This is a genomic window from Paenibacillus taiwanensis DSM 18679, assembly GCF_000425125.1.
In the GTDB taxonomy this organism is placed as follows: Bacteria; Bacillota; Bacilli; order Paenibacillales; family Paenibacillaceae; genus Paenibacillus_B; species Paenibacillus_B taiwanensis.
Window position 1 is genome coordinate 210,056 of the sequence record NZ_KE384309.1, and the last position, 19,589, is coordinate 229,644.

Below are 19,589 nucleotides of genomic sequence, written 5' to 3' on the forward strand. Positions count from 1 at the left end.
ATCGACAGCCGAACATATAGATTAAAGCAAAGCTCTCGCGTCAGATGGACGCGAGAGCTTTAAAACTGCTGTTTATAACGTTAACGCTCCCAGATGGGATCTTCCGCTACAATTGGTCGGTTCTGTTCCAGCGACAGCCCTGTCTCATAAGAACGATTGTCAATTGCCTTTAGCAAGCTGGCAAGGGGTTGAGCGGAACTGCTGTCCGCACGTGTATCTTCTTGGAGCCGAGAGGAAGTCTCCCAATACGCTAAAGCCGCACCAATAACGGTTGACGCATCATGCGCAGCAGTCTCCCACATATCCCACACACTTGTCGTGTAAGTTTCACCCGAACCGGTAGGATCAAGCCACGGGCGATTTGCTTCGTTCATAACATCATAGTGGGCAACCTTGCGCTTGTACACAAGCGGTTCGGTCTGCCCAAAGGTGACAATCCGCTTCCAGCCACGCGGGTCATGGAACAGCTTTTGCGCACCAATCATGGCGCGATTCGCTTCATTCCATGCTTCGCGGCGAACAAGGCCGCGATACGCAGCATAGTGGCGCTCTATCATCCGCTCGAAAGCGTCGACGACCGCGTCAGGAAACGCTCCGCCGGTGTCAATCTCTTTCCACACCGGCGTATTCCACGTCTCAAGCCCCAGCTTTCGCTTGACGACATGTGTATCCATTAGCACCTCGAAGCGTTGGTGGTCCCACTTTCGCGAGCCGGAACGGGAGAAGACGTACGGATGCATGTTACGATCAAGCACATGGTGAAGCATAAATCCAAGCATATAAACGGATTTTTGCCGATCATTCGGGTCCGTCTCGGTTATAAAGTCCAGCAGCACAGGCCCGCAATGCTCATTGTGCATCGCGCTTCCTATCTGATTCATCGTTTTATCCGTCTGCCAAGGAAGAAAGTGATGGTAAAATAAAAAATCAGGCCCTTGACAGCCCATATTAAACAGTTTGAGGTCAGAGGGGGATTCCAGCCAATTGTCCAACCCAGCTGCTTTCATGGCCTCCTGTCCAAAAATAAGATGTGTCCAAATATTAGGCATTCGGGTCCTCCTTTCACACATGTAAATTACATTAAATAAATTTTAGGCTATAGGCATAACGATGAAGGCCATCCCTGAAGTTGTCAATGTTTTTATATTCATATATGGGCGGTGGAGTGTTCAAACTAAACTTTTATTTGACAAACAATCTAAAGTTTATACACCAGCAAGGGGTAGTTTGATAAAGCGTTTCCATGTAAACTGATAGGGTCAGAAAGATAAGGTTAACGATACCACTGTTGCTTGCGTAAGCGTTCTCTTTTATATGTTAGCTTACGCAGTGGAGTGTTCTAAGAGACAGCACACTGGATTGCTAACCGTGTGTACCCGATCAGCGTTTGCAAACACTTTATGTATACCTACACACAAATATACTTTTCAACTTATACAAAAATGGAGGAGACATCATGGAACAATTCCGCTTACCTAAAATTGACGTTCCCAAATTCGAACTGCCAGAGGCCGTAACACGGGTGTTGGCCGAAGCGGAGCAGGAATTGGCACATCGGCCAAAGCTCTTAAAATTGTTTAAAAACTGCTTCCCGAATACGTTGGAAACGACAACTAAATTGCTGGATGACGGCACAACTTTTGTATTGACAGGTGATATTCCAGCCATGTGGCTGCGTGATTCTGTTGAGCAGGTGATCCATTATGTGCCGCTAGCGAAAGAAGATGCGGACTTGCAGCGTATTATCGGTGGTCTGATCAAACGCCATATGTATTATATTAATATAGATCCTTACGCAAATGCATTTAATGAGACAGCAAACGACTGGCATTGGGATGCAAATGATCAAACGGAAATGTCTCCTTGGGTATGGGAGCGCAAATATGAGCTTGATTCGATGTGCTTTACGATCCGACTTGCTTACATGTATTGGAAAGAAACGGGTCGTACCGATATTTTTGATTCTAATTTTAAATCGGCTATGCGGAAAATTGTCGAAGTTTGGAAGACGGAACAGCGTCATTTCGAACAGTCGCCATACCGCTTTAATCGTGAAAATTGCCCAGAAATCGACACGCTTCGTAATGATGGCATGGGTATGCCGGTCAACTATACAGGGATGACGTGGTCGGGCTTCCGCCCTAGTGACGACGCTTGTGATTTCCATTATAATATTCCGTCCAACATGTTTGCAGTCGTATCTTTACGTCAAATGCAAGAGATGGCGAAGTATGGATTCCGCGATGAGTTGTTTGTTGCTGAAATGAAGAAGCTGGAGGGTGAGATTAACCACGGTATTCAATTGTACGGGGTTGTTAATCATCCAGTATACGGTAAAATATATGCTTATGAAACAGACGGCTTTGGCAATCAAATTTTGTTGGATGACGCAGGTACGCCTAGCTTAATGTCCATACCGTATTTGGGATACGCTTCGGAAACTGATCCGATCTATCAAAATACGCGGCGCTTTATTTTAAGCAAAGACAATCCGTACTATTTTGAAGGCAAAGCTGCCAAAGGGATCGGCAGTCCGCACACACCAGATGGATATGTGTGGCACATGGCATTGTCGATGCAAGGCTTGACGGCTTCAACAGATGAAGAAATGATCGAGATGATCAACCTGCTTGAAGCGACGGATGCAGATACTGGCTTTATGCATGAAGGCTTCCACTCTGACGATCCTTCCATTTTTACACGCGCATGGTTTGCATGGTCCAACAGCTTGTTCTCACAACTCGTGTACAAGGCAATGAAGCGCGGTCTGCTCAAATAAGGTTCAAAAACAGGGCGGATTCAGCTATTTACAATGCGTCCATGTCCCGATTTGTAACGATTCGAAATAGGACGAGTGGTTCTCGTCCTATTTCTTTATTCCTCCACTTCGATTTGACTTCATCCCGTTATCATTAGTTAATTTCCATTCTTTAGTATGTTCAGTGCCCGTCTTTTACGAATAATTGTTTGTACAATGCTAATAAGGGCTTGTTATTGCCGGCTTTTCACATAATAATATAAAAACGAGTAGTGCTTTCTGAAACGTTTTCAGTATAATAGTCTTAGAGTTTCTGGGTGTATGAGGACGGTTTGATTTTGTCGAATATACTCCCTTAGTGTCGGAAAGGGGCGAAAGCTACAGATATGAAAGCCGAATGGATTCAGCCTTTTTTACAATCGGCGTGCAATGTGATCGAACAGATTGTACAGGTTCGTCCTGAACGTGGGGAGCTTGAAATGTTATCCTGGAGCGGCGCGCATGATTTACGTATTCAATTTAATTTAACTGGACAGATGACCGCTAATGTCGCATTCGGCTTAAATGAAGGTGCTGCTCTCAAAATGGCCTCCGCTATGATGGGGGGCTTCCAATTAGAGGCTCTGGATGCGATGGGGGAAAGTGCTATATCCGAGCTTGGCAATATGATAAGTGGAAATGCGTCCACTTTATTGTATAATCAAGGTATTCATGTTGATATTACACCTCCGCAACTGCTGCTGATCGGAGCAGCGCCGAACTGTGGTTCCACGGCGATGACGGTGCCGTTACTCGTGCGGGATATTGGTCGATTTGATATTATGATGCGTATAGGTTAGAGAGGTAGAGACCGGGATGGATATAAAAGGATCAGTCGTTGTCATAACAGGTGCTTCAAGCGGAATCGGTGCTTTAACCGCCCAACTTGCCGCTGAAGCGGGGGCCATACCAATTCTGGCTGCACGTTCTACAGATAAGCTGGCACAAGTGTCTGCCCGAATACAAGGTCAGCATGAATGTGTTCAACTTGACGTTACCAATACGGCAGAAGTGGAGCACGTCATGGCACGGATTATTGCGACGTATGGACGTATTGATATTTTGTTGAACAATGCGGGAATGGGCCTGTTTGAGCGAGCTACTGATCTGACATTAGGTCAATTCGAAGCGATGATGGACGTCAACTATATGGGGACTGTCCGGTGTACCAAGGCAGTGCTGCCTTCGATGTTGGAGCGGCGATCTGGCCGGATCGTAAATGTGGCCTCTATGGCAGGCAAGATTGGTTCACCTAAGTCATCGGCTTATTCTGCCTCCAAGCATGCTGTACTCGGATTTACAAACTCGTTGCGGATGGAACTGGCAGGCACTGGGGTAACGGTGTCGGCTGTTAATCCGGGTCCTATAGATACACCATTTTTTGATGTGGCAGACCCGACGGGCCATTACGTGAACAATATCAAATGGTTTATGATGCCTCCGGAACGTGTAGCCAAGCAAATCCTTCGTGTGATGGAGCGTGGGACATCGGAGGTGGACCTGCCCTTCCTGGCTGCGGCAGGAACCAAGTTGATGCAGCTGTTTCCGCGTCTATCTAGCCGCGTTGCAAACAGGATGCTTAATAAGAAATAACGCTCTGCTTACATAACAAGAGTCCGCTGTCCTGATGGGTTGGCGGACTCTTTACCTTTGCTGCGGAAGTGGGGCTGCGATGTGAATGAGTTCCGTAGTGTCCTAGCGGCCCGCACAACGTCATGCTTAAATATTGGGCTAATGATTATGATGCTTAGTCGTCTTCATCGGTCGGGTTAGTTTTGTGCGCGGTCTCATGAAGTGATTTTACTTGCTCAAAGATCGCGCGGATCGCGGCTTTTGCTTCAGGGTGCTGCTCGTTCCAATGACGCGTTAACTGAGGCATCGTTTTGTGAATATGACTATACGTTGCCCAAATTTTAAGCATGTGTATCGTTTGTTCATCATCCTTGCCTGTTAAACGCTCGCTGTAGGTAAGTAACAGCTGCTCAAACGATTCATTTATTGTATCGTTCCATATTTTATCCATACGATAACTCCTTCATTAAGATAAGTGACATATTCAGGCTAACATAGTTAGTCTACAGATGAAAGTTGGAGGAAGCGCCTGAATTCGTTATAATGAGACGAAGAAGACAAGCGATCAGGTATTGCTTCATAGAGAGGAAAGAGTGATGTGACCGTTTCATTTACAGATTTACAAGTTGACGCGGGCTTGGTAGAACGCCTGCAAGCCCGTGATATCCATACGGCTTCGCCGATTCAGGCGGAAGCGATTCCAGCAGCGCTGCAAGGCAAGGATGTGCTGGCACAATCCCAGACAGGAACAGGCAAGACATTTGCCTACTTGCTGCCGCTTATTATGAGATTGCAAGCGGATGAGAAACGAACGCAGGCTGCTGTGATTGCACCGACACAAGAGCTGGCAATGCAAATTGTACGTGAAGCGGAGGCGCTTCTCGAGGGCAGTGAGGCGATCGTGCAGCCGTTAATTGGCGGTGCTGCGCTGCATCGTCAGGTAGACAAGCTGAAGCTGCGTCCGCAATTGGTAGTAGGAACGCCTGGCCGTATTCGTGAGCTGGTCGAGATGAAGAAGTTGAAGATACACGAAGTGAACACGATTGTAGTGGACGAAGTGGATCATGTTTTACAAAAGGGCGGAGCTAGCGATACAGACATTATTCTGAATCGTGCAAAACGCGATCGCCAGCTGTTGTTCTTCTCTGCTACGCTGCCAGCAGATGTGAAGCGGCTCGCCGAGAAGTGGATGAACGAACCCGTTGCTATCGGCATCGAGCCGGATAAGCGGGTTGCTGATTCGATCGAGCATCTTTTCTTTGTCACGGAAGAGCGCGACAAGATTGATATGCTGCGCCGCCTAGTTCGACATTGGAAGCCGAAGCAGGCGATCGTCTTTGTGAACGATTCGCAGATGATTGGCGAATGGGCTTCAAAGCTTAGTTATACACAGCTGTCCGTCGGATCACTGTACGGCGATGCGCCTAAGCAGGAGCGGGTAAACGTGCTCCGTCGCTTCCGCGAAGGCGAGTTCCAACTGCTGCTTGCCACAGATGTGGCTGCACGGGGGCTCGATATTCCTGAGTTACCATACGTGTTCAGTCTCCAGCCTGCTCTGAATGCGGAGCATTACGTGCACCGTTCCGGACGTACAGGACGTATGGGACGACGTGGTGTGTCCGTAAGTATCATTACGGAGCGTGAACGTTTTATTATACGCAAGTTCGAACGTGAGTTGCACATTCCCATTCAGGAGCGCAGCTTCTATGATGGTCGAATTTTGGAAGCAGAAGCTGACCATCAACGTGTACGACCACGTTCTGCCAAGCCATCCTTTACATCTGACAAGCCAGCGCGGGATAAGGTTGTTCGGGACAAAGGCTCCAATGGTCGTCACCGTGACCGTAAGAACAAGGGCGCGCCGAAGTGGCTGAAGGAAAAGCAAAATCAACCAAAGCCTGAATAAAATATGTAAAAGCTGTCCGCTGCAACGAAAGATAAGCAGTTGGGCAGCTTTTATTTTTGGTAGGCAGCAAGTAGCCTGTGGTTCATCGCTGCATTGTAATTTTAGCAAAAACGCACCTCAGTATATTCTGCATTCAACGGTAATTGTAGTGTCAAGCTGTCTATATTACGGCTCTGTAGTTGAATATTGGAAAATAGCTCTTTATACTGGTATATAAGTGGAAAAAGGAGGAATAAAAGTTGTTACGACTACATAAGGGTTGGAAAGTACTGTTGGCGAGTGTGCTAGTGATCGTATTGTTAAGTGGCTGTATGGGTGAGAAGCCCGTCTTGGAGAGTATGCCGGAGAATGGCGGCAAGCTAAAAGTAATGTATTGGGACGAGGAGCAATTCTATCGATCTTTTGGCAACTATTTTGCCATTAAGTATCAAAATGTTGATTTTGAAGTGGTTAGTATGAGTTCCATGTATGAACAAAATCAGGAGAAAGAAAAAGAAAAGAAAGATGCGGAAACACTATTGCTTGAATTTATGGAGAAGGAAAAGCCAGATGTCATTATGCTGAGCCAGGAACAGATATCTAAATTGGTTGAGAAGGGCAAGTTATACAACCTGGACCCGATTATTGCACAAGAACAAGTAGACATGAAAGATATGCTGCCAGGTATGATTGATATGTTCCGTGAACTTGGGGGCGGAGGTTTGTATGGCTTAGCGCCTTACTACTATACACAGGTTATTTACTATAATGCGGATTTATTTAAGAAGCAAGGAATCGACCTGCCTAAGCATAAGATGTCATGGGAAGAACTATTAAACTTGGCTGCACGCTTTAATCAAGGGTCTGGAGAAGATCAGATGTACGGCATAGCCAACCAGTTCTCAGACAGTTCTCAACTGCTAATGAACATCGCTCAAGCTTCTAATCTACAGGTGCTGGATGCGCGGGGCGAGAAAGTGTTATTGAATTCAGATGGATGGAAACACGCGTTTAAGCTGGTGTCAGATGCCATTCGCAACAAAGCCTTTAAAGTGGCAAAACCCGATAGCAACGGCAATTATATGGGGTCCGATCAGAATGAGTTTATGCAGGGCAAAGCAGCGATGGCTATGGAAAGTTCGTGGTATGCCAACAATATTACGAATATGAGCAGATACAGCAACAACAAAGATCTCAAATCGTTTGAATGGGGCATGGTGACGATGCCCGTAAATCCAAGCAAGCCGGATGAATCGCCATACATTAATTTTTATAATGTGTTTGCCATCAGTCAAGACTCGCCTAATAAACGTCTGGCATGGGAGTTCCTGAAATTCATGACTGGCCCTGAGATGGCTAAGGCGGCCTCCAAGACGATAAGTGGTGAACTTCCAACGCGCACCACTTACTTTAAAGAAATTAGCGGTAAGAGTGCAGAAGCGTTTACGATGTTAAAGCCTTCCTCATCCTCTATTAATTTATATCGAGCATTTGAGAATGGCAAAGTACCAGCAGACTTCTATAGCAACTTAAATACGGGCATTTCAAAAGCGATTGATGATATCGTTGGCAACAAAGTAAGTGCGGATGAAGCGTTAGCTGCGCTCCAGCAAGATTTACAGTCCAAGCTGGATGCGAGCAGACAGAAAGCCGCAGCCCAACCAACCAAAAAGTAACAAGGAAGCATGGCCATGATTGCATTTATTGCAATTGTGGCTTTTTTTATGGAGATAGCGGAATGGGACGGGAGATTATTTATTTCTTAACACTTTCATTAACTTCTTAATTTGTGCTTAACCTTTTATTAAAATCATAATTTTTATGTTTTCATGTGTTAGGATTTTACTCATGTCACCTTACAGATTCAGTAACTGACCCATGCTAGCTGATGAAAAGTCGGACTTGAGCATAGGCGGAGTTACAGGGAGAAAAAACATAATCATACCCATTGAAGTGTGAAATGAAGGAGGAGCTACAGTTTGGTGCACGTACATAAAGGTTGGAAGGTCATGTTGGCAAGTATGTTAATCTTGGTGTTATTAAGTGGTTGTATGGGGGAAAAACCAGTGCTGGAAAATATGCCAGAGCACGGTGGCAAGTTAAAAGTGATGTTTTGGGACGAGGATCAGTTTTACCGTTCTTTCGGTAATTTTTTTGCGATCAAATATCAGAATGTCGATTTCGAAGTCGTGAATATGAACGCTATGAACGAGGGAAATCAGGATCAGGAAGTTAAAGACCCGAATGAGCAACTGCTAGCCTTTATTGAGAAGGAGAAACCAGACCTTATTATGCTAGAGCAGGATCAGCTAAGTAAGTTGGCGGAGAAAGGCAAGTTATATAACCTGGATTCGATAATTGCACAGGAGCAAATGGATTTGAACGAGATGCTGCCAGGTACGATTGATCTGTTACGTGGGCTCGGAGATGGAAAATTGTATGGTCTGGCGCCTTACTATTCTGGTTCAGCGATTTACTATAACGCAGACTTGTTTAAGGCACAAGGAGTGGAACTGCCGAAGCACCAAATGTCATGGGAGGAGCTGTTGAATTTAGCGGCTCGATTTAATAGAGGCTCTGGGGAAGACCAGACGTATGGGATCGCCAGCCCATTTTCTGAAAGTTATGATTTATTGATGGATGTGGCTCAAGCGTCTAATTTACAACTACTTGATTCTCGTCATGAAAACGTGTTGCTCCATACAGATGGGTGGAAGAACGTGTTTAAGTTGGTGACGGACGCGATCCGAAACAAGGCTTATAAACTGCCAGAGCGGAATAAAAATGCCGGGTACTCAAGCTATGACAACAACGAGTTTATGTCAGGCAAAGCGGCAATGGCTATTGAAGGCTCGTGGTATATTCATAACATAGTAAACATGACGAAGTATGATAAAAATAACAAGGCGTTTGAATGGGGAATGGTGACGATGCCTGTCAACCCGAGTCGCCCGGACGAGTCACCCTATATTAATTTAAGTAGCATTTATGCAATCAATCAAGATTCAACGAACAAACGTCTGGCATGGGAATTGTTGAAGTTTATGAGTGGACAGGAGATGGCTAAGGCTGCTTCCAAGACTACAGGTGTTGATCTTCCGATTCGTACGACCCACTTAAAAGAGATTGGTGGTAAGAGTGCAGAAGCCTTCACCATGTTAAAACCAAGTACAGTACAGCATGTTCGATATTTCAGAAACAATGATGTTCCTAAAGATTTTAATACTACGATCCGCACGATGGTGGGACAAGCTATCGATGATGTAGTTGCCAATAAAAAAAGTATTGATGAAGCAGTGGCCGCGATACAGCAGGAGTTGCAGATGCAGCTGGATACGCATCGGAACGCGGCTGATACTAGTCCAAAGAAGAAGTAATTTATAACGAATGCGCTTGTTGTTGGCGCTAACGATAAACCCGCAGGGGCACTTGAACTAGGTGCCATGACCTGCGGGTTATTTGTGTTGTTTTGTTGAACTTCTACAATACAGTTCTATTAATAGGGCTGGGCTGGTTAATATGGAATCTGTTCTCCTATACAGTGTTTGGATGATATTGTATGTTGATAAAGAGAAGTTGTATAGTAGGTAGATTTGGAATATCAACAAGCGGGTTTCAAGAATATTGGCAAGCAACTATTACGTCCTCAAACATTTCGTACCTAGAAGGCATATGAAAGAAAGGAAATACTTCTTTCTGATTAACGGTTTATAGTTTTAGGGTTGTAAGCTTGGGGGAGAGGTCGTATGAAATTTTTTAAAAGTGCAACTTTTAAATTTATATTGATTTTTGTTGTGATTAGCTTACCCTTGATCACGGAAGTAGGTCTGCACTATAAAGCGAAGCATGATATTAAAGCAGGGTTGGTCAAGTTGTATAAAGACTATTGCAAAGAGGATGTGTCTGTGGAGGTACGGGCCGAATTTATACAACAATGGGGTATATTGCCGGGTGGGCTACAGGAATATTGGACCGCGAGTACGACATCCTCAAAAGTTCCACACCTAGAAGGCAGATATGGAAGAAAAGATATTACGTTAATTGATTTCCCATGTGCTACATCTGGTTTCGCACTAGACAAAGGAAAGAAAGAGTTTATGCCTGCTGAGACCTGGTGGCAAATGGGAACAGACAACGGTGGAGTTTCAATTGCTTATTTGTACCTATACGGTGTGTGGTATTGTCTATATTTCTTGTCGATCGTGATATATGTGTTGTTCCGATGGATCAAGAAATATTTGAACAGGAAACAGTAGGGGCTTTAGGATAACGGTTTATAGTTTTATGGTTGTGAGCTTGAGGGAGAGGTCGTATGAAGTTTTTCAAGAGTGCAACGTTTAAATTTATATTAATCTTTGTTGTGACTAGCTTACCCTTGATCACGGAAGTAGGTCTGCACTATAAAGCGAAGCATGATATCAAAGTAGCACTAGTCAAACTGTATAAAGACTATTGCAAAGAGGATGTGTCTGTGGAGGTACAGGTTGAATTTATACAAAAGTTGACGATATTACCCGGTGGGCTACAGGAATATTGGATCGCGAGTACGACATCCCCAAAAGTTCCACACCTAGAAGGTAGATATGGGAGAAAAGATATTCTACTTGAAGATTTTTTGTGTTTTCCTAATGACTTACGATTGAACAGACTGGAAAATAAATTTGAGATTAATACAAGTTGGAGACGTGATGGAGCAGACAACGGCGGGGTTTCAATATTTTATTTGTATCTGTACGGTGTGGTGTATTGTCTATACTTCTTGTCGATCGTGATATATGTGCTGTTCCGATTGATCAAGAAGTATCTTAAACGAAGACAGCATAATGTTAAAGATGACCAATTATAGCAGTGTAGATGTCTGCATCACTTTTTCATAGTGGAATGTCAAATTAACTATTTCAGAAGAGATTTAAGGAAAAGTGATGGCACCAAGGTAGCAAAAACACTGCCTGTCCAAGTGAAGGATATTTTAAATATTTCAAAAATCAGTGTAGGGTTTGAACATATGGTAGCCCTGAATGTAAATGGTGAATTATGGAGCTGGGGCGCCAATTTTTTTGGCACACTAGGAGATGGTACGAATACGAGTCGAGTGATACCAGCCCAAATTAAGTTGAATTAATTATATTTATACCATACTACTATATTGTAAAAAAATGGAATAATATGCAATAGTTTTATGAAGAAGTATTTAGTATGGTGAGATTGTACAAAAACCCGTAGGGGCACTTGAACCAGGTGCCATGACCTGCGGGTTATTTTCTTAATCTTGACTCAGTCCCATATTTTCCAGCCCATAGTCTTCAATCTGAATCCGAACATCGTATGTGATAGGAATGGTGGAAAATACGCGGTTCCAATCTCCCTTCACTTTATGCCAGATGTGTGGATGCTGGATTCTAAGGGTTGTATCGAAATTAGCTACATCTTCCTTATATCGCTGCATTGTATTGATCGTGTTTTGGAGATAGGTTTTCACTTCGGCTGTTACTTGTGCTTCAGATTGATGAACGAGCTGTTTCGTATGTTTGGGATCGGTCTTCAGATTACGCCAATCTTCCGAAATACGCCCCGTGGACCGGACACGGATGTGAAAGGATATTTGTTCTCCTTGAACGCGCGCTACCATGTTGGATTTAATCCTTGCTATTTCGTATATAAACAAGGTTTCTTTGCGTTGATTACGGATCGTTAAGAGTCCTCCCTCCTTATGCCCTGTTATCCATGCCAAGCCTTGCACTTCGTTGGGGCTGAAAAAATTCGTTAATCGGTGTGTTTTGCCATCAATAATACCACCACCGCTAAAGATGATGTTGCCCTCCTGAACATCAACGGTTTGTAAAATAAAACTGGAGTTGCTTTGCAGCTTGGAGATGGCTTTTTGCAGCGTAAAGGTAGGTAATATTTTGGTAGAGCGGTATTGATTATCCGATATAGACTTGATCAATAAGGAAGGAATATCTATTTTGGAGCTGCTTAGGATGCGTGCCGCTTCTTCACGAGCGATAAAGATCAGACAGCTCTCACGGAATTCCTCATCCCGAAAAAATAAATTTAATAACGTCTCCAATTCAATTTTTTCGGCTAATTTTCGCCCGATGACAATTACTTTTACGTGCTCTCCGGATATAGGCTTTGTTAGTATAGATACTCTTCGCGTCAACTCATGAACGGAATCACCTATGGCGGTTATATTGTGATAAGACTCGGAAGCTGTGCTAGCACTAGAACTGGAACTGCTCATAGTCTGGGTGGGGATGAGATTCTGATAGGTGACCTTCAGTTTTGACGATGCCGTTGCAACGGATTGATCACTATTCTCTTCCGTGACTAGATCGAACCCTACACCAACTGCAAAGGTGAGATCTTCGATTTTTTGGCTGTCCCAACAGCCGGTGATTAGACTTATGACGATCAAAAGAGAAAACAGCAGCTTCCATTTACAGATTAGACTAGGACGTACGGCCATATTGAATATCCTTTCTACAGAAGCTTACTACTACCAATAGTACGGGTAACAGCAGCATAAAGTAATAGAGCCAATACAAGTATTTCAACAAAGAATAGACGTCATTGATATGGTTGGGAAGCATGGCAAGAATATAAATGACAGGTAAGGATACAAAAATCCATATGGTCGGTTTAGATTGGGCAAGGATTGTTTTTAACACTTCCACCATATAAAAGTGATAGAGAATATAAACCGTGAATATTTGTAAAATCCACACCGTCAACAGAAATGAATCATAGCGCTCAACGAGAACGCCTGTATATTCAAAGGAACGAATTAAGGAGATCGTGGGCCAAGCGGTTATTTTGGCCCCATCTAACGTCAAACCGCCAATAACAATAACCGTTGTCAGCAAATAAACGATTGTTGGAATGCCGACCCCCAGCCAGACGGCATGATAAGTATTTTTCCACTGTTTTAAATAGGCGGGCAAGATGAGCAGCGCTTCAATGCCAAGGAAAGATTGAAACGTTTCCTTGACGCCTTTTAATACAGGCCCAAATCCTTTCCCTAAGACGGGACGCAAATTGTTAATATCAAACACTTTTAAGCTAAGTGCCAGACAGATTGCGAGGACAAACAGTGTTAATGGCAAAATAAAAGTCAGCATACGGGTGATCGCATTTAAACCACCAAATAGTAAATAAAGAGACACCGCCATCATGGCAATGATAATAGCTGATTTGGGTGTTCGCTCAAGCAGAAACAGGTTTACCACTTCTGCCAAAATCCGCATTTCATAGCTGCATAATAAAATAAAATAAATGATTAATATTACATTAATAGCTTTGCCAATCCATTTCCCCATAATAAGCTCCGTACATTCAAATAGTGTCATGCCGGGAAAACGTCTGCTGAACCAGAGCATCAGGTAACCACAGCCTACTACCAGACATCCGCCAATTAGAATAGACAACCAGCCGTCAGGTGTATCCATAGCTAAGGACAGACTTCCAGGCAGTAGGAGGATACTGGTTCCTAAAATGTTATTTGCCAAAAGTACAGCAATTTGCATCGCGGACAAGGACTCGGAGCGTGTCTTCACATGTATCATCCTTTGGGCTTAGGATTAGGATCTTGGCGCACAGAATCCTGCGGGTGATTCATTCTAGGCCGTCTCTTCAATAGAAACAGAGGGACTCTGATCATAAAGTCCTTCCAATCTTTAAAACCAGCAGCTTGAGGCGGGGCTGTCGGTGAATCATAAGGTATGCCAAAGCTGTGTAGGCGGACGATGTGGGTATACAGCATAATAAAAAATAGCAGTACCCCATATAGACCAAACGTTGCCGCACAAAACATAGCCACAAAACGTAAAATTCGAATCGGCATTCCTGCTCCATACTGTGGAATGGCAAATGAGGTGATGGCAGTTAGCGCAACTACGATCACCATAATAGGACTGACAATACGGGCTTCAACAGCCGCTTGCCCAATCACTAATCCTCCAACCAGTCCTACAGTCTGTCCTACTGGTTTAGGTAGACGTAACCCTGCTTCTCGCAGTATTTCTATGGATATTTCCATCATTAGCGCCTCAACTATTGGTGGAAAAGGGACTCCCTCTCGTGTACCAGCCATAGATACTGCCAGTTTGGTTGGAATCATACCATGATGAAAAGAAACAAATGATATATAGATAGCTGGCACAAACATCGCAATAAACGCTGCCAGATATCGCAGCATTCGAATAAGTGTGCTCGGCAGCCAGCGCTCGTAATAATCTTCCGGCGACTGGAGCAGCATACTAAACGTTACAGGCGCAAGCAGTACAAAAGGTGTTCCATCCAATAGAATTGCAATCCTGCCTTCGAGCAGCGCCGCAATGACTCGATCAGGCCTTTCCGTGTTTTGCATTTGTGGAAAGGGCGACAGGAAATCATCCTCAATGAGCTGTTCCAAATAACCTGATTCCGGCAGATCATCGATATCAATCGTTTGTATTCGCCGATCTACTTCCGCCACCAATTCAGCATTAGCCAGATCTCTTATAAATACAAGCGCGGCTTTAGTCGTGTTTCGAGCTCCTAACTCATAGGGTTGAATGGTCAGATTACGATCCACTGCACGAATACGAAGTATGGAGATGTTATCTTCAATGGACTCTACAAACCCGATTCGAGGTCCTCTAACCAACGGTTCGGAAATTGGTTCCTCGCCATTTCTGCCATTGCTCGATTTGACATCCATAACGAGTGTCTCTGTTACTCCGTCAACAAGCAGCGCTACGGACCCGCTAAGAAGCTTGGATACAACATACTCAGCGCTCGGACACATTTCTCCTTTGCAGATTGGGATATAGGACTCGTGCAGCGTGGACAGCAATTGTTCTGGTTGCTGTGACAGGATAGAACTGATGGAGTCACGGTTTTGCATAACAGGAGAAATAATAAAGTCGCTAATCATCTTCTCATCTACTAAACCATTAATAAACAGAATGGCGCTATTACGGGCACTATGATCACTTAATGTCAAATATCTTACGGTTAGGTCGCTGCTATGGCCTAATTGGTTTCCAATATAATCAATTTTTTGATGCAGCAAACTGCTTATAGATAAAAGATGCCGCTCATCACTGGTATCTGTATGAATTGAGGCTGTATCGTCAGTGGAGCACTCCAATGTTTGATGTTGATTGTTATGTAAGTTAGCAGCTTGGTTGTATGACAGCGCTGATTGTCGTTTTAATTGTTTTAGCCACTGCATGAGCAAATACATTCCATATGGACCAGCAAAAACGATAATTGCGCCACCCCATATGTCCCATTCCATCATTCTTGTTATGTTCATCTGGATCACCCTGCACCTAATATGCGCCTCAATTCATGCTGTCATACATAGTTCGTGAATGACCCTCTTGTTCTGGACTGAAGTACAGACGAACGGATTATGGAGGTGCGCTAAATGTTAGCGTTCGCTTCCTCGCCACTCGTTCGATATAATACAGAGGAGAGGTGAATGGAAGATGAATCCTTTATTAAAGGTAGATCAACTTACTGGAGGATACAGCATTGGCAAACCTGTGCTGCACGATGTAAATTTCACGGTGAATCCAGGAGAGATGGTCGGTTTGATTGGCCTAAACGGTGCAGGGAAAAGTACAACAATGAAGCACATTTTAGGATTGATGGAGCCACAAAAGGGCAAAGTCACACTCCAAGGGACGACACTGGCGGAGCAGCCAGAGAATTATCGATCAGGGATTGCCTATGTACCAGAATCCCCATTGTTATATGATGCACTCACGGTACGGGAGCATCTAATCTGGAGCGCGACTGCTTACGGTGTGGATGAGGATATTTTTAAAAAGCGTGTAGAGCATTTGGCTAAATTGTTTCATATGACGTCACACCTGGATAAAGCAGCTCAGCATTTATCTAAAGGGATGAAGCAGAAGACTATGCTCATGTGTGCCTTCGCCGTGCGGCCCCCTTTGTACATTATTGATGAACCCTTCCTTGGACTTGATCCACTTGGTATTCGTTCGTTGCTGCAATTTATGAGCCAAATGAAGCAAGAGGGGGCCTCGCTGCTAGTTAGCTCTCATATTTTATCGACGATTGAGCATTATTGTGATCGTTTTGTATTGCTTCATCAAGGTAAAGTGTTGGCGGCTGGAACAGCAGATGAGTTAAAGGCGCAATTACTGCAACGCGCTAGCCATGTGCAGGTGGCGGATCGACTAGAAGATGTGTTTTATGCATGGGTTGAAAATGAAGGCTTGGACAGTGACGGGGGTCTGTCATGGCACGAGTAAAGGCTAACCGCCAGTCATCACCACAATCGAACATAAAGCCGCTACTGAAACCTGAACATTTGTGGGCGAATCGGGTTAGCGCGTTCTGGGGTGAAATCGTACCTTATTTGCGTTATGTCGTACAGAGTGGCCTAGGGATGGTGCTTGTGTTTGGTATTGTCGCTGGAATTGCATTATACGCTTCCTTTATCGAACATATCCCGCCGTTATTTCCAGTTAGGGAGCTAGCATGGGTGCTTATATCACCGCTGGTGGCTTATATGACGATCAGAACATTTTTAGTGCCGGCAGACTTGGTGTTCCTCCTTCGTCAGGAGCATAAGCTAGGTGCTTATATACGGAAGAGCCTGCGGTACAGTTTGTTTCCTCGAATGTTGTTACTAATAATGGGGTGGGTTATATTATGGCCGCTGTACCATCGTGCAGATCCCGAACCTAAGTCGTTTTTGGTTATGCTCTTTGTGCTGATTATGTTAAAGTTGGTCGCTTTGCATGGGTCTTGGGTAGAACGACATATTTCCGATGTACGTTGGCGCTTTATTTTGCGTGCCGTTCGGTATGTATGGGCGTGGGGGGTCACTGCGTGCTGGCTGTGGCTTGATATAGCTATGGCGGGTATCGTAACAGGGGCAGCAGGGATCTTATATATTATTTGTGCGCGGCGTATCCCCGCGTTACGTTTCCCTTGGGAAGCTCATATGGAAGCAGAACGGGTGCATGTGAACCGTGTGTATACGTTTTTAGGGGGATTTGTAGATCTTCCAACGATGAATGAGCGCAGATTTGCACGGCCTTGGCTGGATTGGTTAGGCAACCGGTTTGCGTTTCGACGGGATCAAGCTTATGGTTATTTGTTAACAAAGACATTTTTACGCAGTGAGTTATTAGGGATTATTTTGCGTCTTGTTGCAATCGGTCTATTGTTACTGTGGTGGACAAGACATACGATGTGGAATGGGTTTATCCTGTTGCTGTTCCTGACAGCAATTCATGCACAATGTAATGCCTTATATCAAATGCACCGCCATGACGTATGGAGGTTGTTGTATCCGCTGGAAAAAGATGCACGGACAAAGGCGGTGCTTCAGCTCAGCACAGAAATTCAGGTAATCGTCACGCTGTTGTTGCTCATTCCCATATGGACGGGCATGACGTCGTTTGGTTACCGTTTGTCTGTATCCATCTTGTCAGCCCTGTTTATTATCTTTTTCCGCTTGCAAAATAAAGCCAAGCACCGGAAACAGGATGACGACGAGGATTAGGACCAGATAACAATTGATCATACGCCAGCAATAAATAAGCTCACCAGTGAGGTGAGCTTATTTGCATAATATTTAAAGCTTTTTACCCTGCTAGAAAGTGATTGACGGGGTGTATATGAGTTGATATCGTGCATTTATTTGTTTATAGAAATGGACCTGAGTCGCGATATACCATTTCGATTAAGCTAGCTTAGCTGGATTATCGTTAATGCGGCTCCGGCGCTGCCGCCTAACAACGTGGCTGCCCCTAGCAGGCCAAACAGTTGTAACGTGATCGTGGAATTAGCTGCTAGTGTAACGATAATATCGTTATTAAATGAAGATAGAGACAGAACAGGTACGATAGTGGAAGCAAGGTTGGCACTGCCGTTAATAAGGAGGCGTGAACTGACTAATAATGCTGCTGTCAAGTTGATTTGATAGGTGATATAGTACCTTCCTGCCGTTACAACGGTAAATATGGTGTTGGCTCCATTCACTGTAATGCCTGGGCCTATATTTTGCGAGCTTGGTAGCGGGACATTTGTACCGCCAAGTATAACCGCGATAATTCCACCAGTTGTATTGGCAGCAAAAGAGGAAGTACCTGTCGTAGTGGTGCCCGTAGCCCCGGTAGCGCCAGTGGCCCCAGTAGCGCCGATATCGCCGGTGGCCCCAGTAGCGCCGATGGCTCCGGTGCCACCAGTAGCGCCCGTGGCTCCGGTAGCGCCAGTAGGGCCGGTGGTTCCGGTAGCGCCAGTGGCTCCAGTGCCGCCGGTAGCGCCCGTGGCTCCTGTGTCGCCGGTAGCGCCAGTAGTGCCAGTAGTGCCAGTAGGTCCCGTGCCGCCAGTAGCACCAGTGGCCCCAGTGCCGCCCGTAGCGCCGGTGGCTCCGGTGCCGCCAGTAGCGCCGGTGGCTCCCGTGTCGCCAGTAGCGCCAGTGGCTCCGGTGTCGCCGATAGCGCCAGTGGCCCCGGTGTCACCAGTTGCGCCAGTAGCGCCAGTGGCTCCGGTGTCGCCGGTAGCGCCAGTGGCCCCGGTGTCACCAGTTGCGCCCGTAGTGCCAGTGGCTCCTGTGTCGCCGGTAGCACCCGTAGCGCCCGTGGCTCCAGTACCACCAGTAGCGCCAGTAGCCCCGGTGTCGCCAGTAGCGCCCGTGGCGCCGGTGTCACCAGTAGGGCCCGTGGCCCCGGTGTCGCCCGTAGCGCCTGTGGCTCCCGTGTCGCCCGTAGCGCCAGTAGCCCCGGTGTCGCCTGTAGCGCCGGTGGCTCCAGTAGCGCCCGTGACCCCAGTGGCTCCTGTGCCACCAGTAGCGCCCGTGGCTCCAGTGTCGCCGGTAGCGCCGGTGGCCCCGGTGCCGCCTGTAGCGCCGGTGGCTCCCATGTCACCGGTAGCCCCGGTGTCGCCAGTAGCGCCGGTGTCGCCGGTAGCGCCCGTGGCGCCGGTAGGGCCTGTGTCACCGGTAGCGCCCGTGGCCCCGGTGTCGCCAGTAGCGCCAGTGGCTCCGGTTTCGCCAGTAGCGCCGGAAGCGCCAGTGGCTCCGGTGTCGCCAGTAGCGCCGGTAGCGCCCGTAGCGCCAGTGGCTCCGGTGCCGCCCGTAGCGCCCGTGGCTCCGGTGCCGCCAGTAGCACCCGTGGCTCCGGTGCCGCCAGTAGCACCCGTGGCTCCGGTGTCGCCAGTAGCGCCGGTAGCGCCCGTGGCTCCGGTGTCGCCCGTAGCGCCCGTGGCGCCAGTGCCACCAGTAGCGCCAGTGGCTCCCGTGTCACCGGTAGCGCCGGTGGCGCCGGTGGCTCCAGTGTCGCCAGTAGCGCCGGTGTCGCCAGTAGC

At 46.1% G+C, this 19,589-nt stretch carries 17 protein-coding genes; 11 read left to right on the forward strand and 6 right to left on the reverse strand.

The features are described 5' to 3' along the window. Positions 1-80: 80 nt before the first annotated feature. Entirely contained in the window at positions 81-1,049 is a 969-nt protein-coding gene (locus H509_RS0121915; protein WP_028546955.1) for a zinc dependent phospholipase C family protein, read from the reverse strand. Between the two features lie 407 nt (positions 1,050-1,456). Between H509_RS0121915 and H509_RS0121920 the strand changes: the two genes are divergently transcribed. The 3 genes from H509_RS0121920 (at position 1,457) to H509_RS0121930 (ending at position 4,390) form a co-directional block, all read left to right on the forward strand. Then, entirely contained in the window at positions 1,457-2,779 is a 1,323-nt protein-coding gene (locus H509_RS0121920; RefSeq protein ID WP_028546956.1) for a glycoside hydrolase family 125 protein, read from the forward strand. 365 nt (positions 2,780-3,144) lie between these two features. Next, positions 3,145-3,597: a chemotaxis protein CheX gene (locus tag H509_RS0121925; RefSeq protein ID WP_028546957.1), complete on the forward strand. Its 453-nt coding sequence runs from the start codon at positions 3,145-3,147 to the stop codon at positions 3,595-3,597. 16 nt (positions 3,598-3,613) lie between these two features. Continuing rightward, positions 3,614-4,390 (forward strand): SDR family NAD(P)-dependent oxidoreductase, encoded by a 777-nt coding sequence (locus H509_RS0121930; RefSeq protein ID WP_028546958.1) that lies wholly within the window; start codon positions 3,614-3,616, stop codon positions 4,388-4,390. A 154-nt stretch (positions 4,391-4,544) separates the two neighbouring features. Here H509_RS0121930 and H509_RS0121935 read toward each other — a convergent pair whose 3' ends face one another. Then, the gene (locus H509_RS0121935; RefSeq protein WP_036698573.1) at positions 4,545-4,820 is read right to left on the reverse strand and encodes a DUF2573 family protein; all 276 of its coding nucleotides are present in this window, start codon (positions 4,818-4,820) and stop codon (positions 4,545-4,547) included. Positions 4,821-4,967: 147 nt separating this feature from the next. On the opposite strand from H509_RS0121935, the gene H509_RS0121940 reads away from it, so the two are divergent. The 6 genes from H509_RS0121940 (at position 4,968) to H509_RS27395 (ending at position 11,376) form a co-directional block, all read left to right on the forward strand. Next, a complete protein-coding gene (locus H509_RS0121940; RefSeq protein ID WP_028546960.1) occupies positions 4,968-6,275 on the forward strand; it encodes a DEAD/DEAH box helicase in 1,308 nt (435 codons plus the stop codon). A gap of 239 nt (positions 6,276-6,514) precedes the next feature. Continuing rightward, complete coding sequence (locus H509_RS0121945) at positions 6,515-7,930, forward strand: ABC transporter substrate-binding protein (protein WP_036698575.1); 1,416 nt, start codon at positions 6,515-6,517, stop codon at positions 7,928-7,930. Positions 7,931-8,236: 306 nt separating this feature from the next. Beyond that, positions 8,237-9,631, forward strand: a complete 1,395-nt coding sequence (locus H509_RS0121950; protein WP_245596232.1) for an ABC transporter substrate-binding protein — start codon at positions 8,237-8,239, stop codon at positions 9,629-9,631. A gap of 369 nt (positions 9,632-10,000) precedes the next feature. Beyond that, a complete protein-coding gene (locus H509_RS0121955) occupies positions 10,001-10,510 on the forward strand; it encodes a hypothetical protein (protein WP_028546963.1) in 510 nt (169 codons plus the stop codon). 56 nt (positions 10,511-10,566) lie between these two features. Next, positions 10,567-11,100 carry a hypothetical protein gene (locus H509_RS0121960; protein WP_028546964.1) on the forward strand — a complete coding sequence of 178 codons (534 nt, stop codon included), beginning with the start codon at positions 10,567-10,569 and terminating at the stop codon, positions 11,098-11,100. 30 nt (positions 11,101-11,130) lie between these two features. Further along, positions 11,131-11,376, forward strand: a complete 246-nt coding sequence (locus H509_RS27395) for a hypothetical protein (RefSeq protein WP_084159338.1) — start codon at positions 11,131-11,133, stop codon at positions 11,374-11,376. A 141-nt stretch (positions 11,377-11,517) separates the two neighbouring features. On the opposite strand, the gene H509_RS0121965 is transcribed toward H509_RS27395, so the two are convergent. The 3 genes from H509_RS0121965 to H509_RS0121975 are packed head-to-tail and all read right to left on the reverse strand — an operon-like array spanning position 11,518 to position 15,555. Next, positions 11,518-12,723, reverse strand: a complete 1,206-nt coding sequence (locus tag H509_RS0121965; protein WP_028546965.1) for a Ger(x)C family spore germination protein — start codon at positions 12,721-12,723, stop codon at positions 11,518-11,520. Continuing rightward, positions 12,707-13,810, reverse strand: coding sequence for a GerAB/ArcD/ProY family transporter (locus tag H509_RS0121970; protein ID WP_051287517.1), 1,104 nt, complete (start codon positions 13,808-13,810; stop codon positions 12,707-12,709). The genes H509_RS0121965 and H509_RS0121970 overlap by 17 nt, the downstream gene beginning before the upstream one ends. A gap of 5 nt (positions 13,811-13,815) precedes the next feature. Further along, positions 13,816-15,555, reverse strand: coding sequence for a spore germination protein (locus H509_RS0121975; protein ID WP_157277887.1), 1,740 nt, complete (start codon positions 15,553-15,555; stop codon positions 13,816-13,818). Positions 15,556-15,730: 175 nt separating this feature from the next. Here H509_RS0121975 and H509_RS26300 point away from each other — a divergent pair, with 175 nt between their 5' ends. Together H509_RS26300 and H509_RS0121985 are read left to right on the forward strand one after the other, a co-directional pair. After that, positions 15,731-16,522, forward strand: coding sequence for an ABC transporter ATP-binding protein (locus tag H509_RS26300; protein ID WP_036698578.1), 792 nt, complete (start codon positions 15,731-15,733; stop codon positions 16,520-16,522). After that, on the forward strand, positions 16,510-17,784 hold the full coding sequence (locus H509_RS0121985) for an ABC transporter permease (RefSeq protein ID WP_028546968.1): 1,275 nt from the start codon (positions 16,510-16,512) through the stop codon (positions 17,782-17,784). Before H509_RS26300 ends, H509_RS0121985 begins: the two co-directional genes overlap by 13 nt. 185 nt (positions 17,785-17,969) lie before the next feature. On the opposite strand, the gene H509_RS27400 is transcribed toward H509_RS0121985, so the two are convergent. Continuing rightward, positions 17,970-19,589: BclA C-terminal domain-containing protein (locus tag H509_RS27400; RefSeq protein WP_211234371.1), on the reverse strand; the 1,620-nt coding region annotated here is incomplete at its 5' end.